18 protein-coding genes are annotated in these 17,860 nt (G+C 56.3%); 16 read left to right on the plus strand and 2 right to left on the minus strand.

Going from position 1 to position 17,860, the window contains the following annotated elements; all coding sequences use genetic code 11:
* Window positions 1-113 precede the first annotated feature (113 nt).
* From AB4P90_RS25670 to AB4P90_RS25720, 11 genes are all read left to right on the plus strand, one after another.
* Window positions 114-1,634, plus strand: a complete 1,521-nt coding sequence (locus AB4P90_RS25670) for an aldehyde dehydrogenase family protein (RefSeq protein ID WP_005791797.1) — start codon at window positions 114-116, stop codon at window positions 1,632-1,634.
* A 216-nt stretch (window positions 1,635-1,850) separates the two neighbouring features.
* Window positions 1,851-3,284: an ethanolamine permease gene (gene eat, locus AB4P90_RS25675; RefSeq protein ID WP_395605468.1), complete on the plus strand. Its 1,434-nt coding sequence runs from the start codon at window positions 1,851-1,853 to the stop codon at window positions 3,282-3,284.
* Window positions 3,285-3,347: 63 nt separating this feature from the next.
* Window positions 3,348-4,742, plus strand: a complete 1,395-nt coding sequence (locus AB4P90_RS25680; protein WP_395605469.1) for an ethanolamine ammonia-lyase subunit EutB — start codon at window positions 3,348-3,350, stop codon at window positions 4,740-4,742.
* Complete coding sequence (gene eutC, locus AB4P90_RS25685; RefSeq protein WP_395605470.1) at window positions 4,739-5,572, plus strand: ethanolamine ammonia-lyase subunit EutC; 834 nt, start codon at window positions 4,739-4,741, stop codon at window positions 5,570-5,572. The genes AB4P90_RS25680 and eutC overlap by 4 nt, the downstream gene beginning before the upstream one ends.
* 92 nt (window positions 5,573-5,664) lie before the next feature.
* Complete coding sequence (locus tag AB4P90_RS25690; protein WP_014720105.1) at window positions 5,665-6,123, plus strand: N-acetyltransferase; 459 nt, start codon at window positions 5,665-5,667, stop codon at window positions 6,121-6,123.
* A 321-nt stretch (window positions 6,124-6,444) separates the two neighbouring features.
* The gene (locus AB4P90_RS25695) at window positions 6,445-7,101 is read left to right on the plus strand and encodes a DedA family protein (protein ID WP_003194521.1); all 657 of its coding nucleotides are present in this window, start codon (window positions 6,445-6,447) and stop codon (window positions 7,099-7,101) included.
* A 6-nt stretch (window positions 7,102-7,107) separates the two neighbouring features.
* Complete coding sequence (locus AB4P90_RS25700) at window positions 7,108-7,923, plus strand: zinc-dependent peptidase (RefSeq protein ID WP_395605471.1); 816 nt, start codon at window positions 7,108-7,110, stop codon at window positions 7,921-7,923.
* A gap of 109 nt (window positions 7,924-8,032) precedes the next feature.
* The gene (gene ppa, locus AB4P90_RS25705) at window positions 8,033-8,560 is read left to right on the plus strand and encodes an inorganic diphosphatase (protein WP_003176323.1); all 528 of its coding nucleotides are present in this window, start codon (window positions 8,033-8,035) and stop codon (window positions 8,558-8,560) included.
* Window positions 8,561-8,771: 211 nt separating this feature from the next.
* Window positions 8,772-9,542, plus strand: coding sequence for a helix-turn-helix transcriptional regulator (locus tag AB4P90_RS25710; RefSeq protein WP_395605472.1), 771 nt, complete (start codon window positions 8,772-8,774; stop codon window positions 9,540-9,542).
* A gap of 367 nt (window positions 9,543-9,909) precedes the next feature.
* A complete protein-coding gene (locus tag AB4P90_RS25715; protein WP_042946344.1) occupies window positions 9,910-11,106 on the plus strand; it encodes an integrase arm-type DNA-binding domain-containing protein in 1,197 nt (398 codons plus the stop codon).
* A 29-nt stretch (window positions 11,107-11,135) separates the two neighbouring features.
* Entirely contained in the window at window positions 11,136-11,876 is a 741-nt protein-coding gene (locus AB4P90_RS25720) for a hypothetical protein (RefSeq protein WP_130926023.1), read from the plus strand.
* Between the two features lie 106 nt (window positions 11,877-11,982).
* On the opposite strand, the gene AB4P90_RS25725 is transcribed toward AB4P90_RS25720, so the two are convergent.
* Both AB4P90_RS25725 and AB4P90_RS25730 read right to left on the minus strand, forming a co-directional pair.
* Window positions 11,983-13,413, minus strand: a complete 1,431-nt coding sequence (locus AB4P90_RS25725) for a YfjI family protein (protein ID WP_081480317.1) — start codon at window positions 13,411-13,413, stop codon at window positions 11,983-11,985.
* Window positions 13,406-13,687 carry an AlpA family transcriptional regulator gene (locus AB4P90_RS25730; RefSeq protein ID WP_081480316.1) on the minus strand — a complete coding sequence of 94 codons (282 nt, stop codon included), beginning with the start codon at window positions 13,685-13,687 and terminating at the stop codon, window positions 13,406-13,408. The genes AB4P90_RS25725 and AB4P90_RS25730 overlap by 8 nt, the downstream gene beginning before the upstream one ends.
* 476 nt (window positions 13,688-14,163) lie before the next feature.
* Here AB4P90_RS25730 and AB4P90_RS25735 point away from each other — a divergent pair, with 476 nt between their 5' ends.
* From AB4P90_RS25735 to AB4P90_RS25755, 5 genes are all read left to right on the plus strand, one after another.
* Window positions 14,164-14,493 carry a hypothetical protein gene (locus AB4P90_RS25735; protein WP_081480315.1) on the plus strand — a complete coding sequence of 110 codons (330 nt, stop codon included), beginning with the start codon at window positions 14,164-14,166 and terminating at the stop codon, window positions 14,491-14,493.
* 92 nt (window positions 14,494-14,585) lie between these two features.
* Complete coding sequence (locus tag AB4P90_RS25740; RefSeq protein ID WP_010562428.1) at window positions 14,586-15,554, plus strand: DUF932 domain-containing protein; 969 nt, start codon at window positions 14,586-14,588, stop codon at window positions 15,552-15,554.
* A 73-nt stretch (window positions 15,555-15,627) separates the two neighbouring features.
* Entirely contained in the window at window positions 15,628-16,632 is a 1,005-nt protein-coding gene (locus tag AB4P90_RS25745; RefSeq protein ID WP_010562427.1) for a YqaJ viral recombinase family protein, read from the plus strand.
* An 80-nt stretch (window positions 16,633-16,712) separates the two neighbouring features.
* A complete protein-coding gene (locus AB4P90_RS25750; RefSeq protein ID WP_010562426.1) occupies window positions 16,713-17,609 on the plus strand; it encodes a hypothetical protein in 897 nt (298 codons plus the stop codon).
* 42 nt (window positions 17,610-17,651) lie between these two features.
* Complete coding sequence (locus tag AB4P90_RS25755) at window positions 17,652-17,858, plus strand: hypothetical protein (RefSeq protein WP_010562425.1); 207 nt, start codon at window positions 17,652-17,654, stop codon at window positions 17,856-17,858.
* Window positions 17,859-17,860 lie beyond the last annotated feature (2 nt).

The raw sequence follows: 17,860 nt of genomic DNA on the forward strand, positions 1-17,860 counted from the left end.
CCAACCCATTGATTTTGCTGGCCCGCACAGCAGTGGCCCAACCTTTGCTCTACGCTTTATAACGCGCTTGCCGCGCTGTACTCCAATAAACATAAAAGCAGGAGATGCTCACCATGCGTTATGCACACCCCGGTACTGAAGGCGCCATCGTTTCGTTCAAGGCCAAATACGGCAACTACATCGGCGGCGAATTCGTGGCGCCAGTCGATGGCAACTATTTCTCCAACACCTCGCCGGTCAACGGCAAGCCGATAGCCGACTTCCCGCGTTCCACCGCCAAAGACATCGACAAGGCGCTGGACGCCGCCCACGCCGCCGCGGACGCCTGGGGCAAAACCTCGGCCCAGGACCGTTCGCTGGTGCTGCTGAAAATCGCCGACCGCATCGAGCAAAACCTCGAACTGCTGGCCATCACCGAAACCTGGGACAACGGCAAGGCCGTGCGTGAAACCCTTAACGCCGACATCCCCCTGGCTGCCGACCACTTCCGCTACTTCGCCGGCTGCATCCGCGCCCAGGAAGGCAGCAGCGCCGAAATCAATGAACTCACCGCCGCCTACCACTTCCACGAGCCGCTGGGCGTGGTCGGCCAGATCATCCCGTGGAACTTCCCGCTGCTGATGGCGGCCTGGAAACTCGCCCCAGCCCTGGCCGCCGGTAACTGCGTGGTGCTCAAGCCCGCCGAGCAAACGCCGCTGGGCATCAGCGTGCTGATGGAGCTGATCGGCGACCTGCTGCCACCGGGCGTGCTGAACGTGGTGCACGGTTTCGGCAAGGAAGCCGGCGAAGCCCTTGCCACCAGCAAGCGCATCGCCAAGATCGCCTTCACCGGCTCAACGCCTGTGGGCTCGCACATCATGCATGCGGCGGCCGAGAACATCATTCCGTCTACGGTGGAGTTGGGCGGCAAGTCGCCGAACATCTTCTTCGCCGACATCATGAAAGCGGAACCTGCATTTATCGAAAAAGCCGCCGAAGGCCTGGTGCTGGCGTTCTTCAACCAGGGCGAAGTGTGCACCTGCCCTTCCCGTGCTCTGGTGGAAGAGTCGATCTACGACGACTTCATGAAAGTGGTGATGAAAAAGGTCGAGTCGATCAAGCGTGGCGACCCGCTGGATACCGACACCATGGTCGGCGCCCAAGCGTCCGAGCAGCAGTTCGACAAGATCCTGTCTTACCTGGAAATCGCCAAGGGCGAAGGCGCGCAATTGCTCACGGGCGGCAAGGTGGAGAAGCTCACCGGCGACCTGGCCACCGGTTATTACATCCAGCCGACCCTGCTCAAGGGCACCAACGACATGCGCGTATTCCAGGAAGAAATCTTCGGCCCGGTGGTGAGCATCACCACTTTCAAGGATGAAGCCGAAGCCCTGGCGATTGCCAACGACACCGAGTTCGGCCTGGGCGCTGGCCTGTGGACCCGCGATATCAACCGCGCCTACCGCATGGGCCGGGCGATCAAGGCTGGCCGCGTGTGGACCAACTGCTACCACCTGTACCCGGCGCATGCCGCGTTTGGCGGTTACAAGAAGTCTGGCGTGGGCCGTGAAACCCACAAAATGATGTTGGATCACTACCAGCAGACCAAGAACTTGCTGGTGAGCTACGACATTAATCCGTTGGGCTTTTTCTAACTCAGCCTTATAGCAAGCAACCAGTTCCCAACTTGAAATGCAATCAAGTGTGGGAGCTGGCTTGCCTGCGATAACGATGTATCAGCCAAATAAGGGGTAGCAGACAGGCCGCTATCGCAGGCAAGCCAGCTCCCACATTTGATATCACACGCAATTGCTACCTCGTTCGGCACACAGACGCCGAGTCAAAAACAATAAGAATGGAAGGTACTTCCCATGCCTAGCGAACCCACTGGTTCTTCTGTCGACTTCGAAAAAGTCGGCACCGATTATTTTCAACAACGCGAACTGAAAAAAGGCGCCGCCGGCTGGGTACTACTGGTTGGCCTTGGCGTCGCTTATGTTATTTCCGGCGATTACGCCGGCTGGAACTTCGGCCTGGCCCAGGGCGGCTGGGGTGGCATGTTCCTCGCCACCTTGCTGATGGCCACCATGTACCTGTGCATGTGCTTTTCCCTGGCCGAGTTGTCGTCCATGATCCCCACTGCTGGCGGTGGCTACGGTTTTGCCCGCAGCGCTTTTGGCCCTTGGGGCGGGTTCCTCACCGGTACTGCCATCCTTATCGAATACGCCATCGCGCCCGCCGCCATCGCGGTGTTTATCGGCGCCTATTGCGAGTCGTTGTTCGGCATTGGCGGCTGGATGATCTACCTGGCGTTCTACATCATCTTTATCGGCATCCACATCTTTGGTGTGGGCGAAGCCTTGAAGCTGATGTTCGTGATCACCGCCGTCGCCGCGATTGCCCTGGGCGTGTTCCTGGTGTCGATGGTGCCGCACTTCAACGTCGCCAACCTGCTGGATATACCCGTGACCGAGGCCAAGGGCGCCAGCAGCTTCCTGCCGTTCGGCTACGTCGGCGTGTGGGCCGCGATCCCTTATGCCATCTGGTTTTTCCTGGCGGTGGAAGGCGTGCCGCTGGCCGCTGAAGAAACCAAGAACCCCAAGCGCGACCTGCCGCGCGGGCTGATCGGCGCGATTGTGGTGCTGACCAGTTTTGCCCTGTTGATCCTGGTGATCGCGCCGGGCGGTGCGGGCACTTATGCGCTGATCAAATCCGGCAACCCGCTGGTTGAAGCCTTGGCGTTGTCTTACGGCGGTTCCACCTGGATGGGGAGCTTCGTCAACCTGGTCGGCCTGGCCGGTTTGATCGCGAGCTTTTTCTCGATTATCTACGCCTATTCGCGGCAGATCTTTGCCTTGTCCCGTGCCGGTTACCTGCCGCGCAAATTGTCCGAGACCAACAAGAGCAAGGCGCCAGTATTGGCGCTGGTGATCCCCGGGATTATCGGTTTTGGCCTGTCGCTGACCGGCCAGGGTGACTTGCTGATCCTGGTGGCGGTGTTTGGCGCCACGATTTCCTACGTGTTGATGATGGCCGCCCACATCACCCTGCGCATCCGTCGCCCTAAAATGGAGCGGCCATACCGCACACCCGGTGGCATCTTCACCTCAGGCGTGGCACTGGTGCTGGCTTGCGTGGCCGTGGTGGCGGGCTTTCTGGTGGACCCGCGCGTGGTGATTGGCGCGGCGACCATCTATGGAGTATTAATTGCTTACTTTGCTTTCTACAGCCGGCATCACTTGGTAGCAGGCACGCCGGAAGAGGAATTCGCGGCGATCCAGGCCGCAGAGGCCGCCCTGCACTAACTGCCGAAAACCTCGACGCGGCGCCTTGCCCACAGCAGGCGCGCGTCATCAAGGAGACACTGTATGGCAAGCTTTTCCCACGCGGTGGGTGCTCAAACCTACCGCTTCGACAGCCTCAAGGACGTGATGGCCAAGGCCAGCCCGGCACGCTCCGGGGACTTCCTCGCCGGTGTCGCCGCGCAGAATGACGGCGAACGTGTGGCGGCGCAGATGGCGCTGGCAAATATCCCGCTCAAGCACTTCCTGCAGGAAGCATTGATTCCTTATGAAAGCGATGAAGTCACCCGGCTGATCATCGACACCCACGATAAACAGGCGTTTGCAGCGGTCAGCCACCTCACTGTCGGCGGCCTGCGCGACTGGCTGCTCAGCGATGCGGCCGATGAACATACCCTACGCGCCTTGGCGCCAGGGCTGACACCGGAAATGGCCGCGGCTGTGTCCAAGATCATGCGCGTGCAAGACCTGGTGCTGGTGGCGCAGAAGATCCGCGTGGTCACCCAGTTTCGCGGCACCCTGGGCCTGCGCGGGCGCTTGTCCACGCGCTTGCAGCCCAACCACCCCACCGATGAACCGGCCGGCATCGCGGCGAGCATCCTCGACGGCCTGCTGTACGGCAACGGCGACGCCATGATCGGCATTAACCCGGCCACCGACAGCATCGCCTCGATCTGCGCCATGCTTGAAATGCTCGACGCGATCATTCAGCGCTACGACATCCCCACCCAGGCCTGTGTGCTGACCCACGTCACCACCTCCATCGAAGCGATCAACCGCGGCGTACCGCTGGACCTGGTGTTTCAGTCAATTGCCGGTACCGAAGCGGCCAATGCCAGTTTCGGGATCAACCTGAACGTGCTGCAGGAAGGTTACGACGCGGGCTTGAGCCTCAAGCGCGGCACCCTGGGCCAGAACCTGATGTACTTCGAAACCGGCCAGGGCAGCGCTTTGTCGGCCAATGCGCACTTTGGCGTCGATCAGCAAACCTGTGAAACCCGTGCCTACGCCGTGGCCCGGCACTTCAAGCCGTTTCTGGTGAACACGGTGGTCGGTTTTATCGGCCCGGAGTACCTCTACAACGGCAAGCAGATTATCCGCGCCGGCCTGGAAGACCACTTCTGCGGCAAACTGCTCGGCGTGCCCATGGGTTGCGACATCTGCTACACCAACCACGCCGAAGCCGACCAGGACGACATGGACACCCTGCTGACCCTGCTCGGCGTGGCCGGCATCAACTTCATCATGGGCATCCCCGGCTCCGACGACATCATGCTCAACTACCAGACCACCTCGTTTCACGACGCCCTGTACGCCCGGCAAACATTGGGTTTAAAACCGGCGCCGGAGTTCGAGCAGTGGCTGGCGAAAATGGGCATCTTCACGCAGGCTGATGGCAAGGTGCATTTTGGCAATAGCTTGCCACCGGCCTTTCGTCACGCCTTGGCGCAATTGGGATGAAGGAGCCGACTGTGCAACCAGAATTGCCTGACAACCCGTGGCTGGAACTGCGCCGCCTCACCCCGGCGCGTATTGCCCTGGGCCGCACCGGCACCAGCCTTCCCACCAGCGCCCAACTGGACTTCCAGTTTGCCCACGCCCAGGCGCGGGACGCGGTGCATTTGCCGTTCGATCACACCGGCCTCAGCCGCCAATTGGCCGAACGTGGCCGAGACAGCCTGTTGCTGCACAGCGCCGCCACAGACCGGCACATGTACCTGCAACGCCCGGACCTGGGGCGACGCTTGAGCGATGAGTCGGCGCAAACATTGCGCGACTATGCTTCGGCCCAGCCCGGCGGGGTGGACTTGGCCATCGTAGTAGCCGATGGCCTGTCGGCATTGGCGGTGCATAAACACACAGCGCCGTTTCTGGCGCGCCTGGAAGAACAGCCCCACGCCGAAGGCTGGTCCTTGTCACCGGTGATCCTGGTAGAGCAAGGCCGCGTGGCGGTAGCCGATGAAATCGGGCAGCTACTGGGCGCCAAGATGGTGGTGATCCTGATCGGCGAACGGCCGGGGCTCAGCTCGCCGGACAGCCTGGGCCTGTATTTCACCTACAACCCCAAGGTCGGCCTCACCGATGCCTATCGCAACTGCATCTCCAACGTGCGGCTGGAAGGCCTGAGTTATGGCATGGCGGCCCATCGCCTGCTGTACTTGATGCGCGAGGCGTGTCGCCGGCAGTTGTCGGGGGTTAATCTCAAGGATGAGGCACAGGTTCAGACCCTCGAATCGGACGACCCGGACCTGATGAAGGGCAATTTCCTGCTCAGCCCGCCCGATGACTGATAGCGGCAAGATTGCGCTTTTTGGCGTCATTAGGCAGCATCGAGTCACGGCCGCTCGTGTGGTCATACCCCATTTGGAAGTTGAGGCCTGGCATGCGGATTACTCAAGCGACCCTGGAACACCTGGACCTGTTGACCCCGTTGTTCGTCAAATACCGCGAGTTCTACGGGGCCCTGCCGTTCCCGGACTCGTCACGGGCCTTTTTGGAAAAGCGCCTGCGGCGCAAGGAGTCGGTGATCTACCTGGCCCTGGCCGACGATGATGACAAGCGGCTGCTGGGGTTTTGCCAGCTCTATCCGAGCTTTTCCTCACTGTCTCTCAAGCGGGTATGGATCCTCAACGACATCTATGTGGCCGAGGATGCGCGCCGGCAACTGGTGGCCGACAACCTGATGCGCACGGCCAAGAAAATGGCCAAGGACACCCACGCGGTACGGTTGCGGGTATCGACCAGCAGCGATAACGACGTGGCGCAGAAGACTTATGAGTCGATTGGGTTTCGCGAAGACACCGAATTCAAAAACTACGTGTTGCCGATCAACGAAGACTGAAAACCGGTAAGCCAAACACCGCAATATCCTTGTGGGAGCTGGCTTGCCTGCGATGGCGGAGTGTCAGCGAGCACTTCTCATACTGACCCACCGCTATCGCAGACAAGCCAGCTCCCACATTGGGTCCGGCGACTGGCTTGAAGCCCAACCCCTTCACAATTTCGCGACACTCCCCGCTACAAAAGCCACACGCTTTTCACCTCTCAATCCGTATAATGCCGACCTTTCAGGGTTGTAAGAACCGCGACAATTACTTGTAGCCTTATTGCCTGAGCTTCCGCACAAGCCCGCTGAGCCGGGCTATTCACACAGGTGCCATCCATGGATTTCAACCCGCTCGACCTTATCCTGCATCTCGACGTTTACCTCGACATGCTGGTAACCAACTACGGTCCGTGGATCTACGCCATTCTGTTCCTGGTGATTTTTTGCGAAACCGGCCTGGTGGTCATGCCCTTCCTGCCAGGCGACTCCTTGCTGTTTATCGCCGGTGCCGTCGCGGCCGGCGGCGGTATGGACCCAGTCCTGCTGGCCGGCCTGCTGATGCTGGCGGCCATCCTCGGCGACAGCACCAACTATGTGATCGGACGAACGGCGGGCGAGCGCTTGTTCAGCAACCCGAACTCCAAGATCTTCCGCCGCGACTACCTGCAAAAGACCCACGACTTCTACGACAAGCACGGCGGCAAGACCGTGACGCTGGCGCGCTTCCTGCCGATCCTGCGTACCTTCGCGCCGTTCGTCGCGGGCGTGGCCAAGATGCCGTATCCACGCTTCTTCGGCTTCAGCGTACTGGGCACCATCCTGTGGGTCGGCGGCCTGGTGACCTTGGGTTACTTCTTCGGCAACGTGCCTTTTATCAAGAAGAACCTGTCGCTGCTGGTGGTGTTCATCATTCTGCTGTCCCTGGTGCCGATGATTATTGGCGTAGTGCGCAGCCGCTTTGGCCGCACGTCCTCCGAAGCCAACCCGCACTGATTGCCCGTGTGGTCCTTCAGCGCCTGGCGTCGCCGGCGCCTGCTGGCCAAGCACCCGATTGCCGATGACATCTGGCAACGGGTGCGCCACCACCTGACCTTCCTCGACGGCATCACGCCGGAGCAAGATCAGTGGCTACGCGAAGCCTGCGTGGTGTTCCTCAGCGAAAAACACCTCACCGCCCTGCCTGGCGTCGAACTGCACCAGGAACAACGCCTGCTGCTCGCCGCCCAGGCGCAACTGCCGCTGATGAACCTGGGCGACCTCGACTGGTACCAAGGCTTTCATGAGATCGTGCTGTACCCCGACGACTTCCTCAGCCCACAACGCCATCGCGATGCCAGCGGCGTCGAACACGAGTGGGACGGCGAACACAGCGGCGAAGCCTGGCAACAGGGCCCGGTGATCCTCGCCTGGCCCGGCGTGCTCGCCAGCGGCCAATGGGAAGGCTACAACCTGGTCATCCACGAACTGGCGCACAAGCTGGACATGCTCAACGGCGACGCCAACGGCCTGCCACCGCTGCACCACGACATGCGCGTGCAAGACTGGGCCAGCGTCATGCAAGGCGCCTTCGATGACCTCAATCGCCAGCTGGACGCCAACCCGGACGCCGAGACCGAGATAGACCCTTACGCGGCGGAAAACCCGGCGGAATTCTTTGCCGTCACCAGTGAATATTTCTTCAGCGCCCCGGATTTACTGGTCAATAGTTATCCAGAGGTGTACGCCCAACTCAGCCGCTTTTATCGCCAGGATCCCCTGGCCCGCCTGACCCAACTGCAAGCCAGCGACCCGCGCTACTCACCACAGGGCGAATGACCGTACGACGCTTGGCGCATGGCATCGGCGTCAGAATATGCCTATAATCGCCGCCACTTTTAGGCCAATCCGGCCATGTCATATGGCCAACTAACGGGGGCAACGCCCAATGAGCTACAGCAAGATTCCGGCTGGCAAAGACCTGCCGAACGACATCTACGTCGCCATCGAAATTCCGGCCAACCACGCGCCGATCAAATACGAAATCGACAAAGACAGCGACTGCCTGTTCGTTGACCGTTTCATGGCCACCCCGATGTTCTACCCGGCCAACTACGGTTTTATCCCTAACACCCTGGCTGACGACGGTGACCCCCTCGACGTGCTGGTCGTGACCCCTTACCCGGTTACCCCAGGCTCGGTTATCCGCGCCCGTCCAGTCGGCATCCTGAACATGACCGACGACGGCGGCGGCGATGCCAAAGTCATCGCCGTGCCACACGACAAGCTGTCCCAGCTGTACGTGGACGTGAAGGAATACACCGACCTGCCGCCACTGCTGCTGGAACAGATCAAGCACTTCTTCGAGAACTACAAAGACCTCGAAAAGGGCAAATGGGTGAAAATCGACGGTTGGGGCAACGCAGACGCCGCCCGCGCCGAGATCATGAAGTCGGTTGCCGCCTACAAAGGCTGAGACCCGCGCCTCAGTGCCACGGCAACTAAAAAGCCCCGTTAATTCGGGGCTTTTTTATGGGCCGGATTAAACATCAAGTTCAATGTTTATCTGCAGCGTTTAACTAAGTTGCACACCTGAAAGATCCAGCCACAACTAAGCCAAATCCTACAACTGCAAATCAACGCATGGTTTATTTGATTAGACTTTCCGGCCAGTAAACTCTGCGTTTATGAATACATCAGGTGATCGTTTAAAAGCGCTACTACGGGAAGTTCATCTTTCCGCCTCCGACTTCGCCAAGAACCGCGGCGTCACGCCTCAGCACGTGAACAACTGGTTCAAACGCGGCGTCCCCATGGGCCGACTCAACGAGATCGCAGAATTGCTGTGCGTCTCAAGTCGCTGGTTAAGCGACGGCAAAGGCCCCAAACACCCGCCCGCCAACTACCTGTTGGAAGGCCCCACCGCAAGGATTGCAACCACCCGCGAAGACATAGGCAAATACCTCACAGGCCCCGCCTGCCGCCCGGAAAAAACCGACGTGGAGATCCCTCTCCACCCCACCTTCACCTCAACCGAACGCATCCGCGTCTCCCTGCACTGCCTGGAAGCCCTGAGCGTCAACCCCGACCGCGCGATAGGCGCCTACATGGTCGACAACAGCATGATCGACATCATCCAACAAGGCGCCACCCTCGCTATCGACCGAGGCCGCACCCAAATCATCGACGGTGAAATCTACGCCGTCGAACACGACGGCATGCTGCGCATCAAATACCTCTACAACCGCCCTGGCGGCGGCCTGCGCATGCGCAGCCACAACGCCAGCGAACACCCAGACGAATACCTCAACCACGAGGAACGCTTCGAACAAAGCTTCAAGATCGTCGGCTGGGTATTCTGGTGGTCCACCCTCAACAACCGCCGCCCACCGGTCCCCCTGGATGAACACCTACTGGGCTGGGAAGGCTCTAAATCGGAACCGGAGGTGGGCAACTGAAGTGAATGTGGGTATCATGCGCCGCACATTTGACAGGGGTCGCTTTTAGCTGATTCCCTGCCGGCGAAGCGGAGGAGTTCCCGCGGATGCCCCTACTATTCAGCCTGACGCAATGTGGGCTGAGCGATTTGAAGGCTGGTGAGGTTTGTCAAAAACAAGCTGAGGCAGTCCCCGAGAAGCCGGCCACAAGCCGGCTTTTTAATTGTCCGAAATAATCCTACCCCATCCAAGAATCTTACTGATAGCGTAGCTATTCCGGGAGTTTCAAGCATTCCCCTGTCCGATGGCGTTCAAAGCCATTCGACCTCATCCGACGATGAAGTGGGGGGACAGGTGGGGGGACAAAACGGGCGACAGGGGAAATCCAATGGGTAAACTGAATCCGAAACAAGTCGAAAATCTGACCGAACCCGGCACCTATGAAGATGGTGATGGGCTTCGCTTGGTCGTCAAATCTACCGGGCGTAAATCCTGGCTGCTTCGCTTCCAGCTGGCGGGCCGTCGCAGAGAGATGGGCCTAGGCTCATTCCCTGAGGTGAGTCTCAAGAAAGCCAGACAAGACGCCAGCGCTAAACGCAGCCAACTAAGTGATGGCATTGATCCCCTGATAGCCAGAGATATAGAGCGCGCCGCTCAACGGGAAGCCCAGCGTGCAAGTGAAGCCAAGCAACTAAAATTCGAGACGCTCGCAAAGCAATACCGTGATGCTCACGGCGCGGCGTGGTCGGAAAAGTGGCGTAAAGGGTGGCTGCGGAAGCTGGAGCTGTATGCGTTTGATCACATAGGCAAGCTTTCAGCCGAAGACATAGGTACTCCCGAAGTACTTAAGATATTGCAACCCATCTGGGCCACCAAGACCAGAACGGCTGACGAGGTACGTGGACAAATAGAACAAGTCCTGGACGCAGCCAAGGCACGTAACCTGCGACAAGGTGAGAACCCTGCTCGCTGGCGCGGGCACTTAGACAATCTGTTGAGCCGCTCTGAAAAGAGGAAGGCTCGGAAGCGTGAGCACTTCGAAGCAATGCGCTGGCAGGAAGTGCCGGAACTGATGGTAAAGCTTAGGGTAAACGCCACACCTCCGTCTTGGGCCGCTCAACTGCTGATCATGACCAGCGCACGCGCCCACATGATTAGGTTCGCTCGTTGGGATGAGTTTGATTTGGAAGCATGCACTTGGTCACTGCCAGATGAGCGAATGAAGATGCGAGTAGCTTTCGTAATCCCGCTTGCCGAAGAAGTGGTAAAGCTTGTGAAGAGTATTCTGCGAGACGAAGGAAGTCCCTTTCTGTTCCCAGGCCAAGGCAAGACAGGGGTGATGCATGCAAATGCTATCAGAACCCTCCTGCACGACATGGGGTACGAGCACATCACTCGCCATGGCTTTCGATCTTCATTTCGTGATTGGGCTGGCGAATGCACACACTACCCACGTGAAGTCTGTGAAATGGCGCTGGCTCACGATGAGAGGGATCAAACAGAAGGGGCTTACTCGCGTTCAGACTTTCTAGAAAAACGCCGTGCTCTAATGGCGGACTGGGCTGTTTTTTTATCCTTACCATAGCCTACAATTCATAAATGAGCCTCCACACAATGAAAGACAATAAAACTCTCACCGAACTTCTAAATTCTCTATATTCGAAAAATAAACCTTTAAAGAAAAAAAGTAAAAATCTTCTCCCTCACCCAATAGAGGCAAAAGAAGAAAAACTAAACAACTTACTAAATCACACACACCTAATACTCAGAGCGACCCTGAAAAAAAACTGGCCAAAGGAATTAAACAGCCACATAGACCAGAGCATATCAAGGTTTTTAGAAACCCCAAAAATCACATGGAAGGACATTCTAAGCTGCTGGACAAACACATACGACGAAGAAAAAAGAAGCAAAATTAAATTGTATTTTTTCTACGCAAAAGTTTATTATCTAAGCGCAAAACTACAAGTAGAACAAAATAATACAGAGAAAGCATTTATCTATATATCGCATGCATCCTACTTACTAGGATTCCTTGATGGTTACAAGAATCATATTGACGAAGAAAAGTTTAGGCGCGAACGCGCAACTGAAGGCGGAAACCGGAAGGAATCAAAAATATCAAAAATAAGAGATCACTTCTCTCTACTGCTGAAAAACCCACCGAAAAATGGATGGGGCACCGAATCTGAAACCATTGAAGCAATTTATACCAGCATGAAATTTCAAAGTTACCTCTCAGAAATCCAAGCACAAGAAACGATTAAAGACCTAAAGAACTTCATAACCGAAGAGCTCATTCACAACACCTGCAATCAGGAAACATACAAGGCACTACGTAAAAAGCGACGCTAAATTAGGGGCATATAAAAAAGCCAGAGTACTACGACCCTGGCCTTATAAATTTTATTTGAAAAATACAGTCTCAAAGCTTTCTCGGCAGAAGAGAAAAGACCACTAGCTAAAATAAGTACCCCCTCCTTGAAAAATCCACCACCAACGTACTTCCTTGTTCAGAATAAGAAATTTCGCCTAGAGAAATAAGCTCGTCCAGCGCTGCATCAAGACGTATCTTACTTCTCAATCTTCGCGGCCCATACTGAAGAATACTATTCTTCCTCACATTTTCAAAGCCATCCTCACGATATTTGTCAAACCACGCGCGCAATTCATAAACATCTAAATCTATTTCCCTCGGAGGGACAAATAACCGATAAAACTCATCGGAACACCAAAGACAAAAGTCGATTGCGAAATTCAACGTCTCAATCGATATATCACTATCAAACCCCTCAAAGACATGTAACAACGCCGCTACCCGTGCAATATTATCCGCCAATTTTGAGGCATGATCCCCCGCGGCATAAAATCTGCCACCTTCCCTGATCTCTGACTCGATATCATTAAACACCTGAAGCCATCTCTCGCAAGCCGCAGGAGCAAATGAAATTATCTTACGTTTTTGATTAGGGGAATGCAAAAGCCCTAAATTATAAGAAAGTAATTCCTTTAATCGACCTGCATAATTGTTAATATGATCCCATGAAATTGTTGCACCGCTCAAAACCCTTGTCCCCTGAGTTGACTCAGGAAAACACACCAAAAAGCGCGCCCACAGCCCAGACCCACGAGACTTCTCACCATGGGAATCAATATACGACTTAAAAGCGCTAGGCTGCGTCATAAATGAAACAGTCAATCTAGCCCCATGAAGCTCATAGCTTTCCGCCGTTTTACGATCCACCACCACTGGATCACCGCTCCACATTGCGTTCTGCTTAGATAAATCGTTAAACGCCCGCCCCTTCAAACCACCTTCACTTGAAATAATACCTGCCGTTGGAATGTTTTGATAAAGCCCGCAAAACAGCGCCTCCGAAGTTGAGTCCTCATAAATCATTTTGCACTGCCTTGGTCTAACCGGACGAACCAAAGCATTCGCTATTAACTCTTGCTCAACTAGCTCAGTACACTCACCTCTACTTGATGCCTTTTCAACTCGTTTTAACAGCTCTTTGTTTTTAGCGAGCCAAATCTTATCCCTCACTTCCCACTCTCCTAGCTGCGCCCTCCACACAACATCTTGTGTTTTTTGAAACTCACGAACAGGCTCTAAGAAAACGTTTTCTGAAGACGACTTACGCTCACCTGAACTAGCTATCGCCAGCATCAATAATGACAGCGGTACACACTGCCCAATAGGCTTGCGCACATCAAACCTCCCCTGAGCCGCTACTGAGATAGCAGTCAAAGCCCCAAAAAATATTAACGGCCTTGGAGACTGTATATTTCTTTCAACCTCGTCAATTGCTGAATTAAGGAGGGGAAACTGCAAACTTGCTGGAAACTTGCTATTAATTGGGGGAAGGCCTTTACCCTTTGACTCAAACATTTCGCCCCCCTCCGCCCCCTGGGACAACTGAAAGCCTCGATTCAATCCATCGGCATATATCAGACTCCAACCAACCAATTGCCCCCCTGCCAGTTACACTCGAAAGTCTTATTGGCAAAGGAAATTCCTGATCATGCCTTGGAGACCTGGGATTCATCCAATCATATATCGTAGAGCGCGCCACTCCCAAACGACCAATTACCTGCTTAATTCGCAGTACCGCCTCCCTCGCATCAGACGTAGCAATCGCTGTTCTTTCATCTTCCCTTTCCATTTCACCCTCTCGTTACGCTCTGAATACACAGGGGAAATGTTATTAGGCCGCGCTCACAACCGAACCGCCCGCGCTTATAAAATTTAATAAAATTGTTAGCGCCAATATTGACTTTTACGAAAACAACTTAAATAGACCCACAACCTACCGCAAAAGGCTCCACGTGGATGATTCCTGGGCGAGGATGCAGTGACCGGAAGTCAGCGAGAAATTTCCAAGCACACATCTTGACTTATCGTAATAACGATTTTTAGAAATCGTGAGTTTGGCGCATACATTGGTAAAATAGCGGCTATTTTGGCTACGGATAGCCAAAATAGCCGCTATTTAGAGTAGATAGCTTGGAGAGATGGGGCGTCGCGCGCTCTAAGGCTTCAATTCGTATGCCGATGCTTGGTCTAACCTGAGCACTTCAATTCGAAAAGAATTCAGCCACACATAATCGCAGTGACATCACCCCCAAGGAGGTTCGCCCCATGTCATTGCAGTGCCCTCGCTGTCATTCCCCCAAAGTCGCTTCTTTTCATCACGCCATGAAAGTCGGCGCGGCCATCGGCACCGTGGGTGGTGCTGTGCGCGGCGTTAGTGCTGCGCTTGCTGGAGGCCAAGCAGGCGCGCTTATTGGCGCCATCGCCGGCCCTGTAGGTATCACCCTCGGTTCGGTATCGGGTGCCATCCTCGGCGGGTTGGCCGGTGGTGTCGCCGGCTGTGCTCTCGGCGCCCAACTGGGTGAGTCGCTCGATCGCCACGTCCTGGCCCACAACCTCTGCTTGCTATGTGGCCACCACTTCAACCTCCCGACCTAACCAAGTCAACCTCCCCTCTATTTATTTCGTCCGGACGGTGCTGCGCTCTGCGTGGCGCTTTATGCCGGCTTGCACCTAAAGGAATTAAAACAATGGCTCATCTCGTCGAAACTATGGCCTACGCTGGCGAAACTCCCTGGCATGGCCTGGGCAATCAGCTCACTCAGAAGCAACCCATCGAAGTTTGGCAACGCGAAGCTGGGATGGACTGGGCGATCCAAGAAAGCCCCGTACACTTCAAATCGGGTGCCGTCGGCCACATCGGCGCTATACATTCTTTTCCGGAGCAGAAGGTGCTCTACCGCTCCGATACTAAAGCACCGCTGTCGGTGGTCTCCCAGCGTTACCACACCGTGCAGCCGCGTGAGGTGCTGGAGTTTTATCGTGACCTCACCGAGGTCTCCGGCTACGAGCTGGAGACTGCGGGGGTACTCAAAGGCGGGCGCAAGTTCTGGGCACTTGCGCGCACCGGACAAGGCGCTGCACTGAAAGGAAACGATCAGGTCAACGGCTACCTGCTGCTGGCCACGTCCTGCGACGGCACCCTGGCCACCACGGCAACACCCACCACCGTGCGCGTGGTCTGCAACAACACCCTGACGATAGCCCTGGACGGCTCATCTCGTGCAATCAAGGTGCCGCACAGTACCCGCTTCGATCCGAAGGCAGTGAAGAAGCAACTCGGCATAGCCGTCTCCGGCTGGGACGAGTTCATGTATCGCATGCGCCATCTCGCTGAACGCAAGGTCCAGTGGCATGAGGCTCTTGGATATTTCATGTCGGTGTTGTGTGAGGTAAATCCGAGCAATCAACTACCAGAGCAACTACCCAACGAACGCGCCCTACGAAAGGTGCAAGAGCTGTATGAAGGCCGTGGTCGGGGCAGCCAGCTCGAATCGGCACGCGGAACCGCCTGGGGCTTGCTCAATGCGGTGACCGAGTACGTCGATCACGAGCGCCGCGCACGTAGCAATGAGTACCGCATGGACTCAGCGTGGTTTGGTCAGGGTTCGCAAATCAAGCAACGCGCCCTGGATGCAGCGCTGCGTCTCGCAGCTTAACCCTTCTCGTCAATCGCCACGCCCGGTCAGCCTTGTGCTGGTCGGGCGTATTTATGCCTGCAAGGTGAACACGATGAAAGCAACCTCATTGAATAGTAGTACCCCGAAGCTCCGCCCTGCCCTTCGCCTGGTCAGCACCAAGGAACTGCCGCGCGAGGACTGGCTTGAAGTGCGTAAACAAGGCATCGGTAGTTCCGACGCAGGCGCTGCGGTTGGGCTCAACCCGTACAAGTCGCAGTTGGAGCTGTGGCTTGAAAAGACTGGTCGCGATGCCACGCTACCGAAAATAGATCCTCATGATGAAGAGAGTCCAGCCTATTGGGGCAATGTGCTGGAACCCATCGTCGCTTGGCACTACAGCAAGCGCACCGGTAAAAAAGTGCGGCGGATTAACGCCGTGCTGCAGCATCCGAACCCCGAACTGCCCTGGATGCTGGCCAACATCGACCGCGAGGTAATTGGCGGAGACGACGTGCAGATCCTCGAATGCAAGACCGCCGGCATAAACGGGGCACGTCTCTGGAAGGAAGGCGTGCCCGAGTATGTCCAACTTCAAGTGATGCACCAGCTCGCCGTCACTGGCAAGCAAGCCGCGGATGTGGCGGTACTGCTGGGCGGTCAGCACCTGGAGATTCATCGCATCGAGCGTGACGAGCAAATGATCGCTCGCCTGATCGAACTGGAGCGCAAGTTCTGGACCTACGTGGAAACCGATACCCCGCCACCGGCCGACGGTAGCGCATCGGCTGAAGCAGCTTTGCGCTGCTTGTACCCAGAAGACAACGGCCAGACCGTCGACTTCAGCAGTCGCGCCGGTTTAGCAGAGGCCTACCTGGAACTTAAGGCCGTTCGCCAGTCCATTGGCGAGAAGGAAACGCGCGAGGCCCAGCTCAAGCAGATACTACTGCAGGCCATGGGCGAGGCCACCCGAGCGGAGTTTTCCAGCGGTTACATCAGCTGGAAAAAATCCAAGGACAGTGCCGTACTCGATGTCCAACGCCTATTGCAAGAGAAACCCTACCTACAAGTTCGCTACACCAAAACCAAGGAAGGCAGTCGCCGCTTCCTGATCAACTGACTCCGCTATTACCTCCCCTTGGCCAGTCCATGCAGTTCGCGCTGCGTGGCCGGCCTTTTTTCATTTCCAGGAGAACCATCATGTTGAAAGGCTTAGCCCTGACACCCCCTGCGCTCGGACGCATCTCCATCGGCAAAGTCATCGAGAAAAACGGTAAACGCCTGCCGGAGAAAGATGATCAATTCACCATCACGTCCCAGGTGCAAAGCCGGGACGGCTGGCTACTACACCCACTCAATGACGAACTACGCCAGAGCAAGGAAGACAAGCTGCGCAGCATCCCGGTGCGCCTGCTGTTCAACGAACCAGATCTGAACTTCCGTGCCGACTACACCCTGTTCGATCGCCAGTCTGGACGACCGCTGTGTGTCGGCAATGGCGAGGCCTGTAAACGTGTCACGCAGGACGGTATGCAATCACTCCCCTGCCCCTCGCCGGATGCTTGTTCATTAGCCAAAGGCGGAGCTTGCAAGCCCTATGGCAGGTTGAATGTGCTGATCGGTGATGACGATCCGCTAGGCAGTTTCGTGTTCCGCACTACTGGTTTCAACAGCATCCGCACCCTGGCCGCTCGGCTGCATTACTTCCAGGCCATCTCGGGTAACCGGTTGGCCTGCCTACCGCTGGAATTGCGTCTGCGTGGCAAGTCGACACGACAGAGCCATGGCACACCGATTTTCTACGTCGACCTGACCGTGCGCGGCGGCATGAACATCGCAGAGATGCTGCAGTCTGCCAACGAACTTGAGACCCAACGGCAATCAGCGGGATTTGATCAGGTAGCGCTGGATGAGGCGGCTCGACGAGGCTTTAGCAACGGCGCTTTTGAGGACAGCGAGGAAGACAGCAGTGCTGTGATTGAAGAGTTCTTTTCGAGCCCGGATGCAATTGCCACCACGGAACGATGCAAAGCACTACAAACCAACTCCAACGCTCTGGCCGACAAGCTCGAAGCGCTCGCCACGCAAACCCATTGACCTGACACCTGCCTGACTTCAGGAAGACTTTGGAGACCCGAAATGGCCCTACTACGATTTCTGCTTTGCCTGTTTGCGTTCGTTGGCGCGTTGGCGGCAGCCGGCACGTTGGTCGTAAGCATTATGTTGATGTTGCGCTTCCCGCCACTGCTGGTCGCCGTGCTGTTGGCGTGCTGGATTCTGAATCGCCCGCTCAAGGTGTTGAGCGCATCGATCCAGAGCAATCCCAGCAAAAACACTGCCACCTAACG

This window comes from Pseudomonas sp. B16120 (assembly GCF_044218845.1).
GTDB classification, from domain to species: Bacteria; Pseudomonadota; Gammaproteobacteria; order Pseudomonadales; family Pseudomonadaceae; genus Aquipseudomonas; species Aquipseudomonas paracarnis.